Source organism: uncultured Tateyamaria sp., assembly GCF_947487805.1.
Lineage (GTDB): Bacteria > Pseudomonadota > Alphaproteobacteria > Rhodobacterales > Rhodobacteraceae > Tateyamaria.
Map to the genome: position 1 here is coordinate 134,767 of NZ_CANKXW010000001.1, position 15,981 is coordinate 150,747.

Annotated in this window: 19 protein-coding genes; 15 read left to right on the forward strand and 4 right to left on the reverse strand. The window is 63.1% G+C overall.

Annotated features, from left to right (window positions below):
• The first annotated feature begins 37 nt into the window (after nucleotides 1-37).
• Nucleotides 38-274 carry a hypothetical protein gene (locus Q0949_RS00690; RefSeq protein WP_299367112.1) on the forward strand — a complete coding sequence of 79 codons (237 nt, stop codon included), beginning with the start codon at nucleotides 38-40 and terminating at the stop codon, nucleotides 272-274.
• A gap of 257 nt (nucleotides 275-531) precedes the next feature.
• The gene (locus Q0949_RS00695; RefSeq protein WP_299367115.1) at nucleotides 532-771 is read left to right on the forward strand and encodes a hypothetical protein; all 240 of its coding nucleotides are present in this window, start codon (nucleotides 532-534) and stop codon (nucleotides 769-771) included.
• 4 nt (nucleotides 772-775) lie between these two features.
• Here the strand turns inward: Q0949_RS00695 and Q0949_RS00700 are convergent, their stop codons facing one another.
• On the reverse strand, nucleotides 776-1,303 hold the full coding sequence (locus Q0949_RS00700; protein WP_299367118.1) for a glutathione peroxidase: 528 nt from the start codon (nucleotides 1,301-1,303) through the stop codon (nucleotides 776-778).
• 126 nt (nucleotides 1,304-1,429) lie between these two features.
• On the opposite strand from Q0949_RS00700, the gene msrB reads away from it, so the two are divergent.
• The 3 genes from msrB (at nucleotide 1,430) to Q0949_RS00715 (ending at nucleotide 3,563) form a co-directional block, all read left to right on the forward strand.
• Nucleotides 1,430-1,879 (forward strand): peptide-methionine (R)-S-oxide reductase MsrB, encoded by a 450-nt coding sequence (gene msrB / locus Q0949_RS00705; RefSeq protein WP_299367121.1) that lies wholly within the window; start codon nucleotides 1,430-1,432, stop codon nucleotides 1,877-1,879.
• Entirely contained in the window at nucleotides 1,876-2,382 is a 507-nt protein-coding gene (gene msrA / locus Q0949_RS00710; protein ID WP_299367123.1) for a peptide-methionine (S)-S-oxide reductase MsrA, read from the forward strand. Before msrB ends, msrA begins: the two co-directional genes overlap by 4 nt.
• A gap of 128 nt (nucleotides 2,383-2,510) precedes the next feature.
• Nucleotides 2,511-3,563 (forward strand): MBL fold metallo-hydrolase, encoded by a 1,053-nt coding sequence (locus Q0949_RS00715; RefSeq protein WP_299367126.1) that lies wholly within the window; start codon nucleotides 2,511-2,513, stop codon nucleotides 3,561-3,563.
• A gap of 45 nt (nucleotides 3,564-3,608) precedes the next feature.
• Here Q0949_RS00715 and Q0949_RS00720 read toward each other — a convergent pair whose 3' ends face one another.
• Nucleotides 3,609-5,084 carry an NAD-dependent succinate-semialdehyde dehydrogenase gene (locus Q0949_RS00720; protein ID WP_299367129.1) on the reverse strand — a complete coding sequence of 492 codons (1,476 nt, stop codon included), beginning with the start codon at nucleotides 5,082-5,084 and terminating at the stop codon, nucleotides 3,609-3,611.
• 74 nt (nucleotides 5,085-5,158) lie between these two features.
• Between Q0949_RS00720 and Q0949_RS00725 the strand changes: the two genes are divergently transcribed.
• Nucleotides 5,159-5,953: an alpha/beta hydrolase gene (locus Q0949_RS00725; RefSeq protein ID WP_299367132.1), complete on the forward strand. Its 795-nt coding sequence runs from the start codon at nucleotides 5,159-5,161 to the stop codon at nucleotides 5,951-5,953.
• 172 nt (nucleotides 5,954-6,125) lie between these two features.
• On the opposite strand, the gene Q0949_RS00730 is transcribed toward Q0949_RS00725, so the two are convergent.
• The gene (locus tag Q0949_RS00730; RefSeq protein ID WP_299367137.1) at nucleotides 6,126-7,247 is read right to left on the reverse strand and encodes a serine/threonine protein kinase; all 1,122 of its coding nucleotides are present in this window, start codon (nucleotides 7,245-7,247) and stop codon (nucleotides 6,126-6,128) included.
• Between the two features lie 194 nt (nucleotides 7,248-7,441).
• Here Q0949_RS00730 and Q0949_RS00735 point away from each other — a divergent pair, with 194 nt between their 5' ends.
• The 9 genes from Q0949_RS00735 (at nucleotide 7,442) to Q0949_RS00775 (ending at nucleotide 14,779) form a co-directional block, all read left to right on the forward strand.
• Nucleotides 7,442-8,518 carry a hypothetical protein gene (locus tag Q0949_RS00735; RefSeq protein WP_299367139.1) on the forward strand — a complete coding sequence of 359 codons (1,077 nt, stop codon included), beginning with the start codon at nucleotides 7,442-7,444 and terminating at the stop codon, nucleotides 8,516-8,518.
• Nucleotides 8,519-8,521: 3 nt separating this feature from the next.
• A complete protein-coding gene (locus Q0949_RS00740) occupies nucleotides 8,522-8,671 on the forward strand; it encodes a hypothetical protein (protein ID WP_299367142.1) in 150 nt (49 codons plus the stop codon).
• Between the two features lie 150 nt (nucleotides 8,672-8,821).
• Nucleotides 8,822-9,940 (forward strand): hypothetical protein, encoded by a 1,119-nt coding sequence (locus Q0949_RS00745; RefSeq protein WP_299367145.1) that lies wholly within the window; start codon nucleotides 8,822-8,824, stop codon nucleotides 9,938-9,940.
• A 72-nt stretch (nucleotides 9,941-10,012) separates the two neighbouring features.
• The gene (locus tag Q0949_RS00750) at nucleotides 10,013-11,947 is read left to right on the forward strand and encodes an ATP-binding protein (protein ID WP_299367148.1); all 1,935 of its coding nucleotides are present in this window, start codon (nucleotides 10,013-10,015) and stop codon (nucleotides 11,945-11,947) included.
• A 5-nt stretch (nucleotides 11,948-11,952) separates the two neighbouring features.
• Nucleotides 11,953-12,234 (forward strand): hypothetical protein, encoded by a 282-nt coding sequence (locus Q0949_RS00755; protein WP_299367151.1) that lies wholly within the window; start codon nucleotides 11,953-11,955, stop codon nucleotides 12,232-12,234.
• Nucleotides 12,231-12,527 (forward strand): hypothetical protein, encoded by a 297-nt coding sequence (locus Q0949_RS00760; protein ID WP_299367154.1) that lies wholly within the window; start codon nucleotides 12,231-12,233, stop codon nucleotides 12,525-12,527. Before Q0949_RS00755 ends, Q0949_RS00760 begins: the two co-directional genes overlap by 4 nt.
• Nucleotides 12,524-13,861, forward strand: a complete 1,338-nt coding sequence (locus tag Q0949_RS00765; protein ID WP_299367157.1) for a DUF6638 family protein — start codon at nucleotides 12,524-12,526, stop codon at nucleotides 13,859-13,861. Before Q0949_RS00760 ends, Q0949_RS00765 begins: the two co-directional genes overlap by 4 nt.
• A 1-nt stretch (nucleotide 13,862) precedes the next feature.
• Nucleotides 13,863-14,126, forward strand: coding sequence for a hypothetical protein (locus Q0949_RS00770; protein WP_299367160.1), 264 nt, complete (start codon nucleotides 13,863-13,865; stop codon nucleotides 14,124-14,126).
• Nucleotides 14,127-14,137: 11 nt separating this feature from the next.
• Nucleotides 14,138-14,779: a DUF1523 family protein gene (locus Q0949_RS00775; RefSeq protein WP_299367163.1), complete on the forward strand. Its 642-nt coding sequence runs from the start codon at nucleotides 14,138-14,140 to the stop codon at nucleotides 14,777-14,779.
• A 47-nt stretch (nucleotides 14,780-14,826) separates the two neighbouring features.
• On the opposite strand, the gene Q0949_RS00780 is transcribed toward Q0949_RS00775, so the two are convergent.
• The gene (locus Q0949_RS00780; RefSeq protein ID WP_299367166.1) at nucleotides 14,827-15,942 is read right to left on the reverse strand and encodes a class I SAM-dependent RNA methyltransferase; all 1,116 of its coding nucleotides are present in this window, start codon (nucleotides 15,940-15,942) and stop codon (nucleotides 14,827-14,829) included.
• Nucleotides 15,943-15,981 lie beyond the last annotated feature (39 nt).

The following is a 15,981-nucleotide window of genomic DNA, read 5'->3' on the forward strand; positions in this document are numbered from 1 at the left end:
GGCCTAAACCAAAGATAGTTCGTAAAGGAGTCATATCATGACCAACACATTCAAACTGATTGCCGCAGCCGCTCTCGTCGCTGCATCGTCCACCGCCGCTCTGGCGCAGGACGTCCCGCTGAACACAACTGTTGCCGGTGGCAACGGTGCTGAAATCGTCGCCGGTCAAGCCGAAGGCACAGTGATCTCGCTGACAGCTGTTGGCACAGTTGCCGGTCTGACCGCGCTGGTGTTCATCGCCGGTTCGGAAAACAGCACGACAACAACGAACTAAGCCTTTAAGTTCGTTCCAGAAATTTGAGGGGCCTGTATATTTCGCAGGCCCCTTTTTCGTGTCTGCGGATCACGGCGTGACGATCTGCGTCCCGCAGCCTTGATCACATTTTCCGTCCATCGCCATTTCCTGCCGAGCGGGCGCGCCCGTCTGGCAATCCATCACCGGTTTCCCGCCTGTCGGCGCCGCTGCGTTGCGGCATGCGCCCCTGCTGTCACTGTCGCGCCGATGTTCACGACAGCACGAGGCACCACGACATGATTCGGATGACACTGGCTGCAATTGCAGCATTCGCACTGGCCACAGCGGCACATGCCCAAGAAACGGGCACAACACCCGAAACACCGCCCCCCAGCCCGGTCACCAACGGCGCCTTGCTGGGCGGAACCCTGACGCCGGAACTGGGCGCACTGGCCGCGGCCGCCGGGGTGGCCGTGATCCTCCTGGGCACCGATGGCAGCGAAGGCACCACGACCACCACCACCACATCGCCCTGAGGCGCTAGCCTTGCGGCAGCATCGCCTCGACTGCGCGCCGGATATCGCGCGACATCGGGGCGGTGCGGGACCCCCACGTGGCGGCCACCGTGCCATCCGGCGCGATCAGCACCTTGTTGAAATTCCAGCGCGGGACAAACCCGCTTTGCGCCTTGATCTGAAGGTACAGCGGATGCGCCCCCGCACCCTTGACCGACAGGATGTCCGTCATCGGCATGTCGATCCCATAGGTCATCTCGCAAAACGCGCGCACCGCCTCTGCGTCGTCCAGTTCCTGGCGAAAGTCGTCCGACGGCACGGCAATCACCACCAGCCCATCGTCGCGGTACTGGTCATAGAGCGCCTGAAGGTCGCGATACTGATCGGTAAAGGCGCATTGCGACGCGGTGTTGACGATCAGAATGGGCTGGCCCGCCATCTCGCTCAGGCGCAGATCGCCGCCATCAATCGACGGCAACGAGATATCGGTAATCCCCGCCCAACCGGGCACACAGGCCCACAGCCAGACAACAACCGCAAAAATGCCACGCATCAGACGCCCTCCCTTGACCGCTTTCAGGTGATCTAGGGCCGGGCCGCGCAACGTCACCCTCTTTCAATCCGGCGGCGGCACGCCACATAAAGGAAGGCAAGGACGCAATACCCAAGGAGGGGCCACATGACCAAATACACCAAGGACCCGGATGTCATCGCGACGCTGTCGCCCGAGGAATTCCACGTCACACAGGAAAGCGGCACGGAACGTCCCGGCACGGGCAAGTTGCTGTCCAACAAGGAGCCGGGGATTTACGTCGATATCGTCTCCGGAGAGCCGCTCTTTGCCTCGTCGGACAAGTACGAAAGCGGCTGCGGCTGGCCATCCTTCACCAAACCGATCGAGGCCGCCTATGTCGAAGAGTTTCGCGACACGACCCACGGCATGATCCGCACCGAGGTGCGGTCCAAACACGGCGACAGCCATCTGGGCCATGTGTTCCCGGACGGCCCCAGGGATCGTGGCGGGCTGCGCTATTGCATCAATTCCGCGTCCCTGCGGTTCGTGCACCGTGACGACATGGAGGCCGAAGGCTATGGTGAGTATCTGAACCAGGTGGAGGATGTGGCATGAGCGACGCACGCGCAGTTTTGGCGGGGGGATGTTTCTGGGGGATGCAGGACCTGATCCGCAAGAAACCCGGGGTCAAGGCGACACGGGTCGGCTATACCGGCGGTGACGTCCCCAACGCGACCTATCGCAACCACGGCACCCATGCCGAGGGGATCGAGATCATCTATGACCCGTCCGTGATCTCCTATCGCGAACTTCTGGAGTTCTTCTTTCAGATCCACGACCCGACCACGCCAAACCGGCAGGGCAACGACCGGGGCCTCAGCTACCGGTCGGCGATCTACTACGTGGACGAGGATCAGAAGGCCGTGGCACTCGATACAATCGCGGACGTGGACGCGTCGGGCCTCTGGCCCGGCAAGGTCGTGACCGAGGTCGAGCCCGTCGGTGATTTCTGGGAGGCCGAGCCCGAGCATCAGGACTACCTTGAGCGGATCCCCAACGGCTATACCTGCCACTTCGTCCGCCCCGGCTGGGTGCTGCCACGGCGCGCCGCGGAATAAGCCGCACATCTGGACAGATCACCAACGCAGCAGGCCCCGCGTCTGCTGCGTTTTCTTTTGCGCCACCGCGAAAAAAACGGTAAAACCGTCAAATTTAGAAAATATCGATGAATTTGGGAGGATTTATCATGTTGAAGCGCGTTGCAGCCTTGGCTGTTGCCCTTGGCGCCCTGCACGGCACACATGCCTTTGCGGCCCCCTGTCTCGAAGTGACGCTGACCGGCACGCAAGGTGGCCCGCCCGTGTTTCAGGGTCAGGCCGGGTCCGGCACGCTGGTCACTTATGGCGAGGAAGAGACCGGCTGCCGGGATGTTCTGTTGCAGTTCGACACCGGGCGCGGCACGACACAGCAGCTGTCCAAGATCGGCGTGCCGGTCGGGCGGTTGTCTGCGGTCTTCTTCACGCACATCCACTCGGATCACTCCGAAGGACTGCCCGACATGATGCAACTGCGCTGGCATTTCAATTCCGCGGGACCCAAGGTTGATATGGTCTGCCACGAGGATGCGCCTTCCGGGGCCGGGCACATCATGAGTTGCGAGAACTTTGCCAAGGCAATCGGTGCCGTGCTGATCCAATCGGGAGAGATGGCCCAGCGTCTTGCCGAAAATCCCAAACGCCTGCCCGGCGGTCCCGCCGAGTTGCTGAACCTGATGACATTCCCGGCGTCGCAAACCCCGCAAAAGGTCTGGGAAAAGGGCGATGTGTCCGTTTCTGCCATCTCGAGCCGCCACGTGCCCGGCCACGCATCCTACCGCGTCGATACGCCCGCAGGCAGTGTGGTCATCGGAGGGGACGCAGGCAATGACAGCCCCGCCCCACCGCGCGACACGTCCACCTCCGCGCAGGTCGAATTGTTGGCCGAAGGCGCGGATATCGTTGTGCATTCCGTCATCCACCCCGTCATGGGGCCAGACGGCACAACCGGGTTCCCCCCGCCGATCTATTTCCGCCAATCGACGGCCACGGATCTGGGTGGGCTGTCGCAACGCGCGGGCGCGCAGCATTTGATGCTGACACATCTGATCCCACCTGTGGGTGCACCGCGACAGGGACCTTATCCATTGCCGAACGGCGGCTTGACTGTCGCGGACTATGACGCCGCTGTGCGTGATGGCGGGTTCGACGGCAATGTCGTGGTCGGCACCGACCTGGCCAAGCTGCGCTTGCCGATCAAATGATGCGGTGCCCCCCCGGGGTAGGGTGGGCAATCTGCCCACCACACCTCACACGCTCATGCAGACGTATTTCATCTCGAGGAACTCCTCGATCCCGTGATGCGATCCCTCGCGGCCGAGGCCCGATTGCTTGACGCCGCCAAACGGCGCCACCTCGGTCGAGATCAGGCCGGTATTGACCCCCACCATCCCGTATTCCAGCGCCTCGGACACCTTGTGCACCCGGCTGAGGTCGTTGGCATAGAAATAGGCCGCCAGACCAAAGATCGTGTCATTGGCCATCTCGATCACATCATCCACATCCTCGAACTTGAAGAGCGGCGCGAGCGGGCCAAAGGTCTCTTCATGCGCGACCTTCATGTCCTGCGTCACGCCCGTGGCCACGGTGGGTTGCAGGAACGTCCCGCCCAGTTCATGCGGCGCGCCGCCGGTCAGGATCGTGCCGCCATGGGCCACGATGTCGTTCAGATGATCCTGCACCTTCTCCACGGCCTTGTCGGTGATCAGCGGCCCGGTGGTTACACCGTCCTCCAGCCCGTCGCCCACATGCAGGTCCTCGACCGCCGCCTTCAGCTTGGCCGCAAAGGCGTCATAGACACCCGCCTGCACATAAATGCGGTTGGCGCATACACAGGTCTGCCCGGCATTGCGGAACTTGCAGATCATCGCGCCCTCGACGGCGGCATCCACATCCGCATCGTCAAACACGATGAACGGCGCATTCCCGCCCAGCTCCATCGAACATTTCATCACCTGATCTGCGGCCTGTTTCAGCAGGATGCGGCCCACCTGCGTCGACCCGGTAAAGGTCAGCTTGCGCACGGCAGGGTTCTCGCAAAACTCCTTGCCCGTCTCCGACGCGTCCGAGGTCGTCACCACCTGAAATACGCCGTCCGGAATGCCCGCGCGTGCGGCCAGCACGCCCATCGCAATCGCCGACAGCGGGGTCAGCTCGGCAGGACGCGCGACAAAGGCACAGCCCGCCGCCAGCGCAGGGGCCGCCTTGCGGGCGATCATCGCGTTGGGGAAATTCCACGGTGTGATCGATGCCGCGACCCCGATGGGCTGTTTCAGCACCGTGATCCGCTTGTCACGCTGATGGCCGGGGATGGTCTCGCCATAGATGCGCTTGGCCTCTTCGGCGAAAAACTCGACAAAGGACGCGCCATAGCCGACCTCGCCCTTGGCTTCGGCCAGCGGCTTGCCCTGTTCGGCGGTCAGGATCGTGCCCAGATCGTCCTGATGTTCCATCATCAGGTCGAACCAGCGGCGCAGGGTGGCCGCGCGCTCCTTGCCCGTCCACGTGGCCCAGTCCTTCTGCGCGGCCCGCGCGCCCGCGATGGCCTCGGCCACCTGCGCCCGGCTCAAATCGGCCACCTGCGCGATCACGTCGCCGCGCGCGGGGTTCGTCACCTCAAAGGTGCCATTGTCGCCATCCACCCAGACGCCATTCACATAGGCCCGCGTTTCCAGCAGGCCGGGATCGGACAGCATCGATTTCAGATCGGTGGTTTGGTCAAGCATGGCACATCCTTTCAGGTCTGTTGCATCTGAACCAACCCGCGTTAGCATTGTCCAGTTCCAAAGGATGAAAGACCATGACGCCAGATCTGGACGACGCCTATGCCAACGGGGCCTATATCGACGGGGCCGCCGACTACCCCCCGCGCTGGGCGGCCCAGGCCGATGCCTATCGCACGGGCCTTGGGGGCCGTGCGCAGCTGGGCGTCAGCTATGGCCCGTCGGACCGCATGGCCTATGACCTGTTTCGCCCGGATGGCCCGTCGCGCGGCACGCTGATCTTCGTACACGGGGGCTACTGGCTGAAATTCCACCGGCACGACTGGTCCCATCTGGCCGCCGGAGCGAATGCGCGGGGCTGGACCGTGGCGATGCCGTCCTACGACCTCTGCCCCGACATCCGCATCGCAGGCATCACCCAGCAAATCGCCCAGGCCGTCACCCGCATCGCCGCCACCACCACCGGCCCGATCAGCCTCGCCGGCCATTCCGCAGGCGGACATCTCGTGGCCCGGATGTGCGCGCCCGGTATGTTGCACGAGACCATCCACGACCGTCTGGCGCATGTGATGCCGATCTCGCCCGTATCGGACCTCACACCGCTGCTGCGCACCTCGATGAACGCGGATTTCGGGCTGGATGCGGCCATGGCCCGCACAGAAAGCCCCCGCCACCAGCCCCGCCCGGACGTGCCCGTCACCGTCTGGGTCGGCGCATCCGAACGCCCCGTCTTTCTGGATCAGGCGCAGTGGCTGGCCGACGCGTGGGGGGCAGGCCACGTGATCACAGCGGGCGAACACCACTTCAACGTGATCGACGCTCTTGAGGACGCCGACAGCGATATGATCCACCGCCTGACCCCCGACACATAGCGCGGAATCAAGGCCGCAGGCCGCCGCGCCATCGGCAGGCCGCCCGGACGGCCTGTCGATAGATCCGTGTCAGCGCGCCGCTCGACCGAACAAAGACGTTGCCACCATAAAGCGCACCCGCATTCCCGTCGGATCGACAGCCCGCGGCCTGCCGATGGCGCGGCTTCGTGCCCTACTGCTTGGGGAAATAATCCTCGCAGTCGCCATCCCGGTACACATCCGCCGTACAGCAATGCAGCCCGCCACCAAACGCATAGGCATCGCGCAGCTCGACCTCGACCACTTCCATGCCCAGCTTGTCCATCTGCTCGGCCTGATAGACCTCGGATTTCTCGACGCAGACGGTCTTGGGGTCCAGCACCAGAACGTTCATCGACAGCCATGTCGACGAATAGCACAGCGGCGGCGGCGTGTTATGCGCAGGCTGCGCCGCATCGACGATCTCCCACCCATTCGCCTCGAACATGCTGCGCTGATCGTCGGGCAAACGACGCTGCGGGTTGTTCAGGATCAGACCGGGCCGCAGCGGCGTGAACGTCGCGTCGATATGGATCGGATAGGGATCACCGGGAAAGTTCACCGCATGCACGCGGTGGTCGGGGAAATGCCGGCGCAGCCACTCGATCCCCTTCATGTTCGTCGTAAACCCGTGCTGCACCACCAGATCCTTGCCAAAGCGCAGCACATCGGCGGCATCGAACAACGGCTCTTCTTCGGTGGTGACGAAAAACTTCTCGGCCGCCCATTCCAGCCGCTTGGCCACGCCGATCTTGTCGCTCAGATAATCGGGGTGGTAATCGGCATCCGTCAGACGCGGCTTGGGCGCGGCCTCGTGGCGGAAATTCGGGTCCTCATCCCAGTATTGCTGCATCAGCGGGCGATAGTTCAGGTATTCGAACCACCGGCAGCGATAAGACATCGTCGCCTCAAGGATCTCGTGCCCCACGGTCAGCAACACGTCTCGCGGCGGCATGCAGCCGAACTGGCTGTCCGTGTGGAAATCCGGCGTGGTCGCGGGCAGGGAATGGTCAATCGACGTGGGCCGGTCGACCCGGATGCCGCGCGCCGTCAACTGGTTTGCGAACGTATCCAGCAGCTCATTGGCGCGGTCGATCGTCTCTTGCGGACGGCGCCCCCACTGACCGCGCATATCGCTGTCCTCGGGCACTTTGGCGTCCAGCGCGGGTTCCTCGGGCGGGATGTGGCAATCATCGGCGCGCCCCACGATCACGTGGCGCAAGGTGTCCCATTCGTTCCAGCTTTTGACCTGCGTTTTGTCGGCTGACCATGCCATGTGCTCTCTCCCCTTCGGTGACCGGGTGAAAAAATGGCAAATCTTCGCGTCGATCAAGCGCAAAAGCACCACCCGAGGGTTCCCATGCGACACAGCATTTGCGAAACTTGGGTGAAAATGGAGATCCGGGTGATGTAAATCGCATTCACATCACCTATATGTAGAACAAGTAATTGATAAGAGGGAGTGTTTTCATGGCAGATTTTGACGCACAGGTGCGCGAGTCTCAGGCGCAGGTGCAAGAGGCGCAATCGCGCATCGCCGAGCTGACCAGCCGGATTGAAACCGCGCGGGCCAAGATGAAGGCCGGCGACGACATTGCGATGGATATCGAAAACGCGACCCTCGAGGACGTGCACGCCCATACCGACATCATGAACGCCAATATCGCCGAGCTGATCATGGGGCTCGACGATGTGACGGCGGCGTTCTCCAAGGATTTCGACGAGATGCGGACCAAGACAGGCTGGGAAAGCTTTGTCGGGATCTTTGCTAAGGCCAAGGCGGAATCGATGCGTCAGGAACGCGTGCGCACCGCCTCTATCGATGACAAGTTGCAGGACCTGATCGGCAAATCGGATGTGATCGTGCAACTGTTGCAGGGCCAGCTGACCATGCTCGAAGAGCAGAAGGTCAAGGTCGAGGGGAACCTGACCGAAACACTGGATGAACGCGAATTCACGGTGCAGGAACTGGCAGCGTTGCAGGGCGACATCCAGGCAATGGATCCCAAGATCATCACGCTGGAAAACAAGATCGCCTCGGAGACCGATGCGGCCAAGCGCACGGCGCTGGAAACCGAACTGGCCGAGCTGAACAGCCAGTACAACCAGATGGTGCAGGACGAACAGGTCAAGCTGGCCAAGTCGCAGACGCTCGAACGCTATATCGAAAAGGGCAAGACCTGGATCGACAGCCTGCAAAACCAGGCGGCGACCCAGATGGTGCTGATCAACAAGTTGCAGACCGACACCAAACAGCGCGTGGTGCTTTATGACGCGCTGACCAAGTCGTTGAAAACCGCGCAGCAGCAGGACGTCGCCCACCGCATCAACGAGATCGGCGTCAAGACGGACCAGGAGGCCCAGACCGCCATGGCCGGGATCGGTGCCGCCACCAACGCGCGGATGGCCGACATGCTCGAGGCGCACGAGGACCAGATGGTCTTTGCCCGCGACGTGCTGGAACAAAAGGCCAAGGCCGACGAACGCTTTGCCCGCCGCTTTGCCCAGATCGTGGAGAAACACGACAGCAACGCGTATGGGGGCTAGACCATGAAACTCGGCTTTGCCGCCATCGGCGTCTCCATCCTCAGTCTGATCGCGACGCTCGCCTTCGGCGCGCCGCCATGGGTGAACCTTGTGGGCCTGCTGTGTGGCCTCGCGGGGCTCTTCATCCTGACAAGGGCGCGCAAGGGCGGGTGAGTTGAAGCACGAAAATCAGTCAATCTGCGCGCCTGACGGCACCGCCAAGCTGGCCTCTGAAAAGCGGAACCCGCGTTGGTTTGATCGGGGTTTGTCATGTATTTCGGGGTTGGACCTCCTGATGTTGCCCTTCAGATGGATGTGCTTCTGATGAATTCCAAACCCGACACCATCGGCCTGACCGACCTCTTTGCCTCGCGCCGCTACTTCAAAAAGTTCGAGACAATCACCTCGCATCTGGGACGTGTCGCCGGCGTGATGGAGGCGGAGGGCGACCTGAACCGGGACGAGGTCAAGATCCTGACGCGCTATATCGCAGAGCTGACCTTTACGTTTCGCGCGCTCAGCCAGAAATACCTGCTGGTCGGGCGCGACACCGGGCGGTTTTTCGGCAGCCTCGCCATCGATGCGCATGACAGCGGATTTCCCGCCGCCGAAGAGCTGATCACCATGGCCAGCGACGCCCAGCAGGCCGAACGCCATCTGGACGGAATGGCCAGCGCGGCAGAGTTGAAAAAGCAGATGGTCGAGGTGATCATCAGCGACCGGCAGGTGCCGACCAAGCTGCAATTCGCGCTGTCCCAGCGGCTCTATTACGAGGAATTGCTCAAGGGCACCCTGTTCTGGCCCCGCAACGATCCGCAGATCGTGTGGACCGGCAACAAGGGCGATGACCGGCGCACCTTCCGCGTGCACTGGGCCGTCTACGACAGTCAGGTCAACCTGCCGATTGTCTACATGATGGAGCTGGAGGACAGCGGCCGCGTGGCCCTGCCCAAGGACCAGCGCCGCTGGCCCGAGGCGCAGGCGCATCTGATGGCGCAATCGCTGGGTGCGCTGAAACTGGTGACGATTGCCAAGGGGTTCGACGAGGATTTCGACGACCTGCACCCCAAACGCCTGCGCCGCTTTCACCTCGGGCCGATGTATTCCTCGGCCTTTACCAAACAGTCGGGCCCGATCAGCCAGGTGCTCGAAGCGGCGCGCGCCCCTGCGGGCCAGGACTGGGCGCTGGTCTGGACCGAGGAAAACCTGCTGTCGGAACGGGTGATGACCGAACGGTCGGGGTGGTTTTCGTCCGTCGAACGCCAGGTGTTCGCGCTGGATCCGTTTACCGGGCGCGGTGCGGAAACCGGTGCCACGCGGCTTGACCGCAGCATCGTCCTGCCCCAGCGGGCGTTTCAGGCGCTGGAGGAGATGAACCCGCCGGGGTTCGGGTCGGTGCGCAAATTCGTGGTCAGCCCGTCGGGCCGGGTGCTGAGATATTGATGGGGTGCCGCCCGTGATCGGGCGTGCGCCTCCGGCGGGCATATTTGCCGGAACAATGAAGAGGACATGGGCATGAGTGAAACATCGGACCGGATGGAGCTGCGCGAGGCGGAGATCACGGCGCATTATCCCATGGCGCTGGCGATGTTGCAGGGGTTTGACCATGCCCCGCGGATCGGCAAGGGCAAGGATGTGCCGCAGGCCGAGCGGTCGGCGGGCATCGGCACCCGCCGCCGGTTTCGCACCACGACGCCGGGCCTTGTGACCCGCCGCACCACGCCCACCGGGGCGGTGCAGGTGATGGCCACGATCGAGGGCGCGGATGACGACGAAGCGCTGATGTCGCCGGTGCAGGCGACGGCGCTGAACGCCTTGCGCCGGGCGATCTCCATCGCAATGGCCGTGGCCGAAAATTACGCGGCCCTGTCGGGGCTTGGCGATCTCAAGCGCGCCAATCTGGAAGGCGCGCTGCCTGCCGCGCGCAAGACCGAGTTTACCGAGCTTTTGGCGGCGGAGGCGTTGATCACGCTGCATGTGTTCTGCAATGCCACCGCCTATTTGATGTCCGCGCATCAGTCGGACGTTACCGTCGAGGTGGGCGAGGTCGAGGAAATCCTGACCGACAATGGACAGACGGCCCTGCACGGCGCGCTGTGGGAGTTGGACCAGGACATCGCCGCCCACGCCCCCGATGACAGCCATCTGGTGGCGGCCATCACCGCCTATGCCGAGGCCTGCATGGAAAAGGTTGCCCTGCGCGCCCAGACCGCGCCGCGCCTTGCCGCCTTTGTCGGAGCCAGCTGGCATGTGGAGGCGGATGATTTCACCGTACAGGGGTTCACGCCCGCCTCGCGCGCCAAATCGTCCACACTGACCATGACCTTCAAGAAACCGCATGAGGTCGTGGGCAACCATATCGCCAAATATCAGGCCATGAAGCTGGCCAAGATGCTGATGGCCTATGACTTTGACCGGCGGCTGAACCCCTTTGCCGAACTGGGCGGGTTTATCTTTACCTTCATGGGCGATGGCAAGCCGGGCACGGGCAAGACGACGCTGATCCAGATGATGGCGGGGCTGATCAACGATTACTGTCAGGTGGCGGGCTATGCGTTCCGCTACCAGAACTTGAGCACCGACAATATCGACAGCTATCAGGGCAAGTCCGGCCAGAACGCCAAGGCGTTCATCAACAACGTGCTGGACCCCAATGCCATCGGTTTCGGCACCATCGACGACATCGACCAGCTTGCGGGCAAGCGGGGCGACCGCCAGTCGTCGGCGGGCCAGCTGGAGATCACCGCCGTGTTGATGGAGAGCTTTGCCGGGGCCAACACCGTCGTGCGCGGCAATTGCACATTCGGCATGTTCTCGAACTATCCCGAGAACGTGGACGACGCCCTGCGCCAACGGGCGGGCGCGCGGTTCCTCGTGGACGGGCCGCAAACGCGCGAGGATTACATCGACATCCTTGCCCTGCTGATGGGCAAGAACCACGACATCCCCATGGGCGCGCATGAGTTGTTCTCGGCGCAGGAGATCAAGAAGGCCGTCGCCGCCAGTTTCGACAGCCATTCGCGCCCGCACGAGGCCGGGCTGATGGAGGTGTTTGACCGGGTGCATGGGCAAGTGGGTGATCTGAACACGATTGCCAAGCTGGGCACGTATCTCAAGGCGATCCAGGAGGCGGACGAACGCTTTACCGGCCGCGCGATCAAGAACATCACCGACGCGGTCAAGGTGCGCGCGATGGATTTCGAACTGCCGGATGAGTGGATGGAGAACCCCGAGCTGTTCCTGTTCAAGGACTATGATGCCAAGAAGGCGATGATCTCAGAGCTGCGCGTGCCGATCACGGTCGACATGGTGGTGCAGGAGATCAACCGCTATGCCGACAGCGAGTTCCGCTATGCGGACAAATCGGATGAGGTGGCGATCGAGGCGATGGTGCGCGACTTTGGGCGGCAGGAAGAGGCGAAGAAGCGGTATTTGGGGGGGAAGGGATAACCATAATGCCGTCTTTTGTCCTGTTATTGCTCGCTATCGCCATACCGGTCATTGTCGAATTGAAGGTCTTTGATGCCGCGGTCGAGGGGCGCGACCATGTGTTGAACATTCTCAAACGGGTTGCCGTGACCTTTGTGATTCTGTGGTGCATCGGTATGGCCGAAGCTTGGATGTTTGGCCTGTCTCTGCATCCGTTTGGCCCTGCGGTTCACTTCGCAATTCTGGCATCGGTTCTGGCGCTCCCCTTGTCATTTGCGGGGTACTTCCTGGGACGGAGAAAAGAATGATCCTGCTGTCCTTCATGATCGCCGCTGGCCTCACCGCTGGGGCTATCCTGCCACTGCGCTGGGGTGTCTGGGGCTTCGTCGGTGCGGCTGCCGTTCTGTTCCTGGCGCAGGCGTTGGTCAACACCGCGACAGGGTTCGAAGGGATCCCGATCTCGGAATCGCTGCTGCTGTTCAACGACAGCTACCTGTCATATGTCGGCTTCAACCTCCAAATCACCTACCGCGCCTTTGCCCTGCCGCTCTTGGCGCTGGCCATCCCGTTCATCTTCCGCCTCGCAAGGAGCCACACATGATCCGCCTCATCCAACGCGGCCTGATGTATGGCAACCTGTTCCACGTGGCGAGCCCGGCGCTGGTCGAACGGTACAACCGCGCGCTTGAGCATCTCACGGGCAAGCGCACCGGGCTGACCGATTTCTATGTGGATATCTCGGGCTTTTCACCGGAGGTGGGCAACGAGTTGGGCGACCCGCTCTACCTCAACCACAACGGGGTCAACCGGCAGTTTATCCTGCTGTCCACCGAGCAGCGCAAATGCCCGCTGCTGGACGCGAAATTCTCGACCTCGCATGGCATCCTGAAACGGTTCATCACCGAAAACGAGGCGGCACTTTTTGCGCTGACGGCCCGCGATGCGGTGGCGGGCGAGCTGGTGAATTCCGTCTACGACATCTCGCACCCTGCGCGCCTCTTTGACATCCGCGCCATCACGGTCGAGGCGGACACGACCCGCGGCACCGTGCGCAATGCCGCGGCTCTTGCCGACAAGGTGGACACCTTTCTGAACGCCGATGACGCGTGGTTTGACGATGTGCTGATCGGCCAGATGATCCAACTGGCCGGACAGACAGGCGACGTCACCCGCAACCCCGTCCGGCTGAACCCGCTGCGGGTGCAAAAGGGCAACTTCTGGACGGCGCATTTCGGCGGGCTCTATATCTTTCAGACCCTCGACCATCCCGCCACCATCGCGGCCTCGCAAAAACCCGACGGGGTGCCGACCGAATACACCTTTGACCTGACCGAACGGAACCGGATCGCCAAGTTCCTCGAATTCAACGACCTGGCAGAACCGGTGGTCAAGGCGCGCGGCGTCGACGGGGCGGCGATCCTGCGGCAAAAGATGGATTTCATCCTGATCGACGCGGTGACAGAGGCGGGCGTGGACCTCGCTGGCACGACACGGCGCGATATGCGTATGCTGGCGCGGCACCACGCGCACCTGCTGCCCGATGCCTTTCACGGTCTGGCCGATCTGGTCAACTGGGCAGAAAACGGCGGGCCGTGGCCGCGGATCAGCTCGGAACACCCCGCCTATTTCTACACCCTGCGCGCCGCCGACACAGCGGACGCGGATCTGGTCAACATGCTGCTGGCCGAGCTGTGTCCGCGCGACGTGCGGCAACTGTTTATCTGTCACAAACAGGCGTTCTATGCCGCCTATGCCACATGGCCCGAGACGAAAAAGGAATATGTCGCGCAGTATCTCGAAGCCGAGTACAAGGCCGACAAGGCCGGTGCCCGTGCCGCACTTTTCGGGCATGACGCGCCGATGGAACCACCCGAACCCGCGCCGCGCGACATGATCCAGCGCGTCGGCCCCTGGGGCGCAGTCCAAAGGAGATGACATGGCGCTGATACGACTGTTCCTGATCGCCTTTGTGGTGCTGACGGTGATCTATGTGTCGCTGTCGCTCTATTCCCGCGCCCGCGCCCGTGACCGGCTCGAGGCGGAATGGGACACCGGCGATATCGCGGGCCCGCGCGAGGACTATGTCCAGCAGGGGCTGGCTACCTATGACAGCTCTCTGCGTCGCAAACTGATCCTCGGCGTCTATATCGTGCCCATGACGCTGGTCTGTGTCACCATCTACCTTGTGAACTTTGCCTGAAAGGGACCCCCATGCGCTATATCGGCTGGACACTTCTGATTGCCTTCTGGGTCTTTGTCGGGGCCTTCCTGCACTATACCCTGCCGCAAAAGGACATCGTCCGCGTGACGGGGACAGAGATCATTCGCAAGGATTTCTCGGGCCTGTCGCGGCTGTTTTATGCGCAGGCGGACAGCGGCGACACCGATGTGGGCAACCGCGACCTGCGGCTGATCACCACGACCCGCGCCAACGGGCGGGTCAGCGTCTACCGCAACGAGGACACGGGTTTTGGCTGGCCGCCCTATTTCAAACTCGACAGCTCGAACTTGCAGGCCGAGGCGGCAGAGGTCGTGTCGACCAAGGCCGATCCCCAATGGGTGATCGTGACCCACTACGGCTGGCGCAGCCCGTTCCTGTCGATCTATGCCAACGCGATCAGCCTCAAGCCCGTGGACGGGCCGGATGCGTCCAAGGGGATCCCGTGGGTCAACATCATCGTGCTGACCCTGCTGGCCGCGTCCTTCTATGCGATCTGGTTTCTGTGGCGGCGGTTCCGCCGGGCGCGGATCGATCCGCGTCTTGAGGATCTGCAAGACAGTTGGGAGGCGGCAGGCGACGCCGTGCAGGAACGCCGCGGCCGGTTTCGCCGCTGGCTCGATACTTGGCGTTAAGGGGCGTTTAGGGGCGCTAAACGGCCGGTGCGCAGTGAATGCGCACCCTACACCAGCGCGTCTGTCCGGTAGAGGCGGACACGCAGGCCGCCATGGGCAATCGCCGGACCGTCGGGCAGAAACGGCAACCCGGTGGTCTTGGCCAGCGCCGGCTCGCTGGTGACAATGCCCACGCGCCAGCCGGCAAACCGCTCTGTCAGCACCTGGCCCAGCCTTCCGTACACCGGATAAAGCGCCTTTTTATCGCCGATCCGCGCGCCGTAGGGCGGGTTGATCATCACGATCCCCGGCGGCCCGTCAGGTGGCGATGCGTCGCCCGCATTGCCCGTGCCAAACTGCACCAGATCAGACACACCCGCGCGTGCGGCATTGGCCTGCGCCATGGCGATCACGCCCTGATCGCGGTCGGACCCGGTAAAGCGGACATTTGGTGTGCGGCGCCGCGCGTCGGTGCGCATCTGTGCCACGCCCTCCGCCGACACCCCGGCAAACTGCTCAAAGGCAAAGCGCCGCGCCCGCCCGGCCTGGAGGCCCGCGGCCATCTCTGCGGCCTCCAGCACAAAGGTGCCTGATCCGCACATCGGGTCGAACACCGGTTGCGTGCCGTCGAAGCCGCATTGCAGCAGGAACGCCGCCGCCAGTGTCTCGCGCAGGGGCGCCTTGCCCACGGCCTCCTTGTGGCCGCGTTTGTGCAGCGGCTCGCCCGATGTATCCGCGCTGATCGTGACGCGGTTGTCTTCGATGCGGATCTTCAGGATCACCGGCGCGTCCCGCGCGACCTGCATGCCTGCGGCCTCGGTCAGCGCGGTTTCGATCCGGCTGGTGGCGGCCCCTGCGTGATAGATCTTGGACTTGCGCGATGTGGCGACGTCCACCCGCACCGGCACGGACGGGTCCAGCACGTCCCCCCACGGGAACTTGCGCGCCCGTTTGTCCAGTTGCGCAAGGTGGAACGCCATGAACGACCCCAGCCGCACCAGCACCCGCGTGGCACAGTGCAGCTCGAGATTGGCGCGCCAGACCTCCGGCCAGTCGCCCGCCATGGTGACGCCGCCGGGCGCGACATCCGTGACGTTGAACCCGTGGCCGCGCGCCTCCTCTGCCAGGGTCTGTTCCAGACCGGGCAGGGTGATCGCGAAAAGGGTGAGGGTGGCGTCCGACATGGGCCCAGTGCATAGACGCTCGCCCGCCGGGGTTCGAGG

Coding starts and splice junctions, on each gene's coding strand:
- Q0949_RS00755 (WP_299367151.1), top strand. CDS start 11,953: ATGCCGTCTTTTGTCCTGTTATTGCTCGCTATCGCCATACCGGTCATT.
- Q0949_RS00780 (WP_299367166.1), bottom strand. CDS start 15,942: ATGTCGGACGCCACCCTCACCCTTTTCGCGATCACCCTGCCCGGTCTG.
- Q0949_RS00695 (WP_299367115.1), top strand. CDS start 532: ATGATTCGGATGACACTGGCTGCAATTGCAGCATTCGCACTGGCCACA.
- msrB (WP_299367121.1), top strand. CDS start 1,430: ATGACCAAATACACCAAGGACCCGGATGTCATCGCGACGCTGTCGCCC.
- Q0949_RS00740 (WP_299367142.1), top strand. CDS start 8,522: ATGAAACTCGGCTTTGCCGCCATCGGCGTCTCCATCCTCAGTCTGATC.
- Q0949_RS00775 (WP_299367163.1), top strand. CDS start 14,138: ATGCGCTATATCGGCTGGACACTTCTGATTGCCTTCTGGGTCTTTGTC.
- Q0949_RS00765 (WP_299367157.1), top strand. CDS start 12,524: ATGATCCGCCTCATCCAACGCGGCCTGATGTATGGCAACCTGTTCCAC.
- Q0949_RS00730 (WP_299367137.1), bottom strand. CDS start 7,247: ATGGCATGGTCAGCCGACAAAACGCAGGTCAAAAGCTGGAACGAATGG.
- Q0949_RS00725 (WP_299367132.1), top strand. CDS start 5,159: ATGACGCCAGATCTGGACGACGCCTATGCCAACGGGGCCTATATCGAC.
- Q0949_RS00715 (WP_299367126.1), top strand. CDS start 2,511: ATGTTGAAGCGCGTTGCAGCCTTGGCTGTTGCCCTTGGCGCCCTGCAC.
- Q0949_RS00700 (WP_299367118.1), bottom strand. CDS start 1,303: ATGCGTGGCATTTTTGCGGTTGTTGTCTGGCTGTGGGCCTGTGTGCCC.
- Q0949_RS00760 (WP_299367154.1), top strand. CDS start 12,231: ATGATCCTGCTGTCCTTCATGATCGCCGCTGGCCTCACCGCTGGGGCT.
- Q0949_RS00690 (WP_299367112.1), top strand. CDS start 38: ATGACCAACACATTCAAACTGATTGCCGCAGCCGCTCTCGTCGCTGCA.
- Q0949_RS00745 (WP_299367145.1), top strand. CDS start 8,822: ATGAATTCCAAACCCGACACCATCGGCCTGACCGACCTCTTTGCCTCG.
- Q0949_RS00735 (WP_299367139.1), top strand. CDS start 7,442: ATGGCAGATTTTGACGCACAGGTGCGCGAGTCTCAGGCGCAGGTGCAA.
- Q0949_RS00750 (WP_299367148.1), top strand. CDS start 10,013: ATGAGTGAAACATCGGACCGGATGGAGCTGCGCGAGGCGGAGATCACG.
- Q0949_RS00770 (WP_299367160.1), top strand. CDS start 13,863: ATGGCGCTGATACGACTGTTCCTGATCGCCTTTGTGGTGCTGACGGTG.
- msrA (WP_299367123.1), top strand. CDS start 1,876: ATGAGCGACGCACGCGCAGTTTTGGCGGGGGGATGTTTCTGGGGGATG.
- Q0949_RS00720 (WP_299367129.1), bottom strand. CDS start 5,084: ATGCTTGACCAAACCACCGATCTGAAATCGATGCTGTCCGATCCCGGC.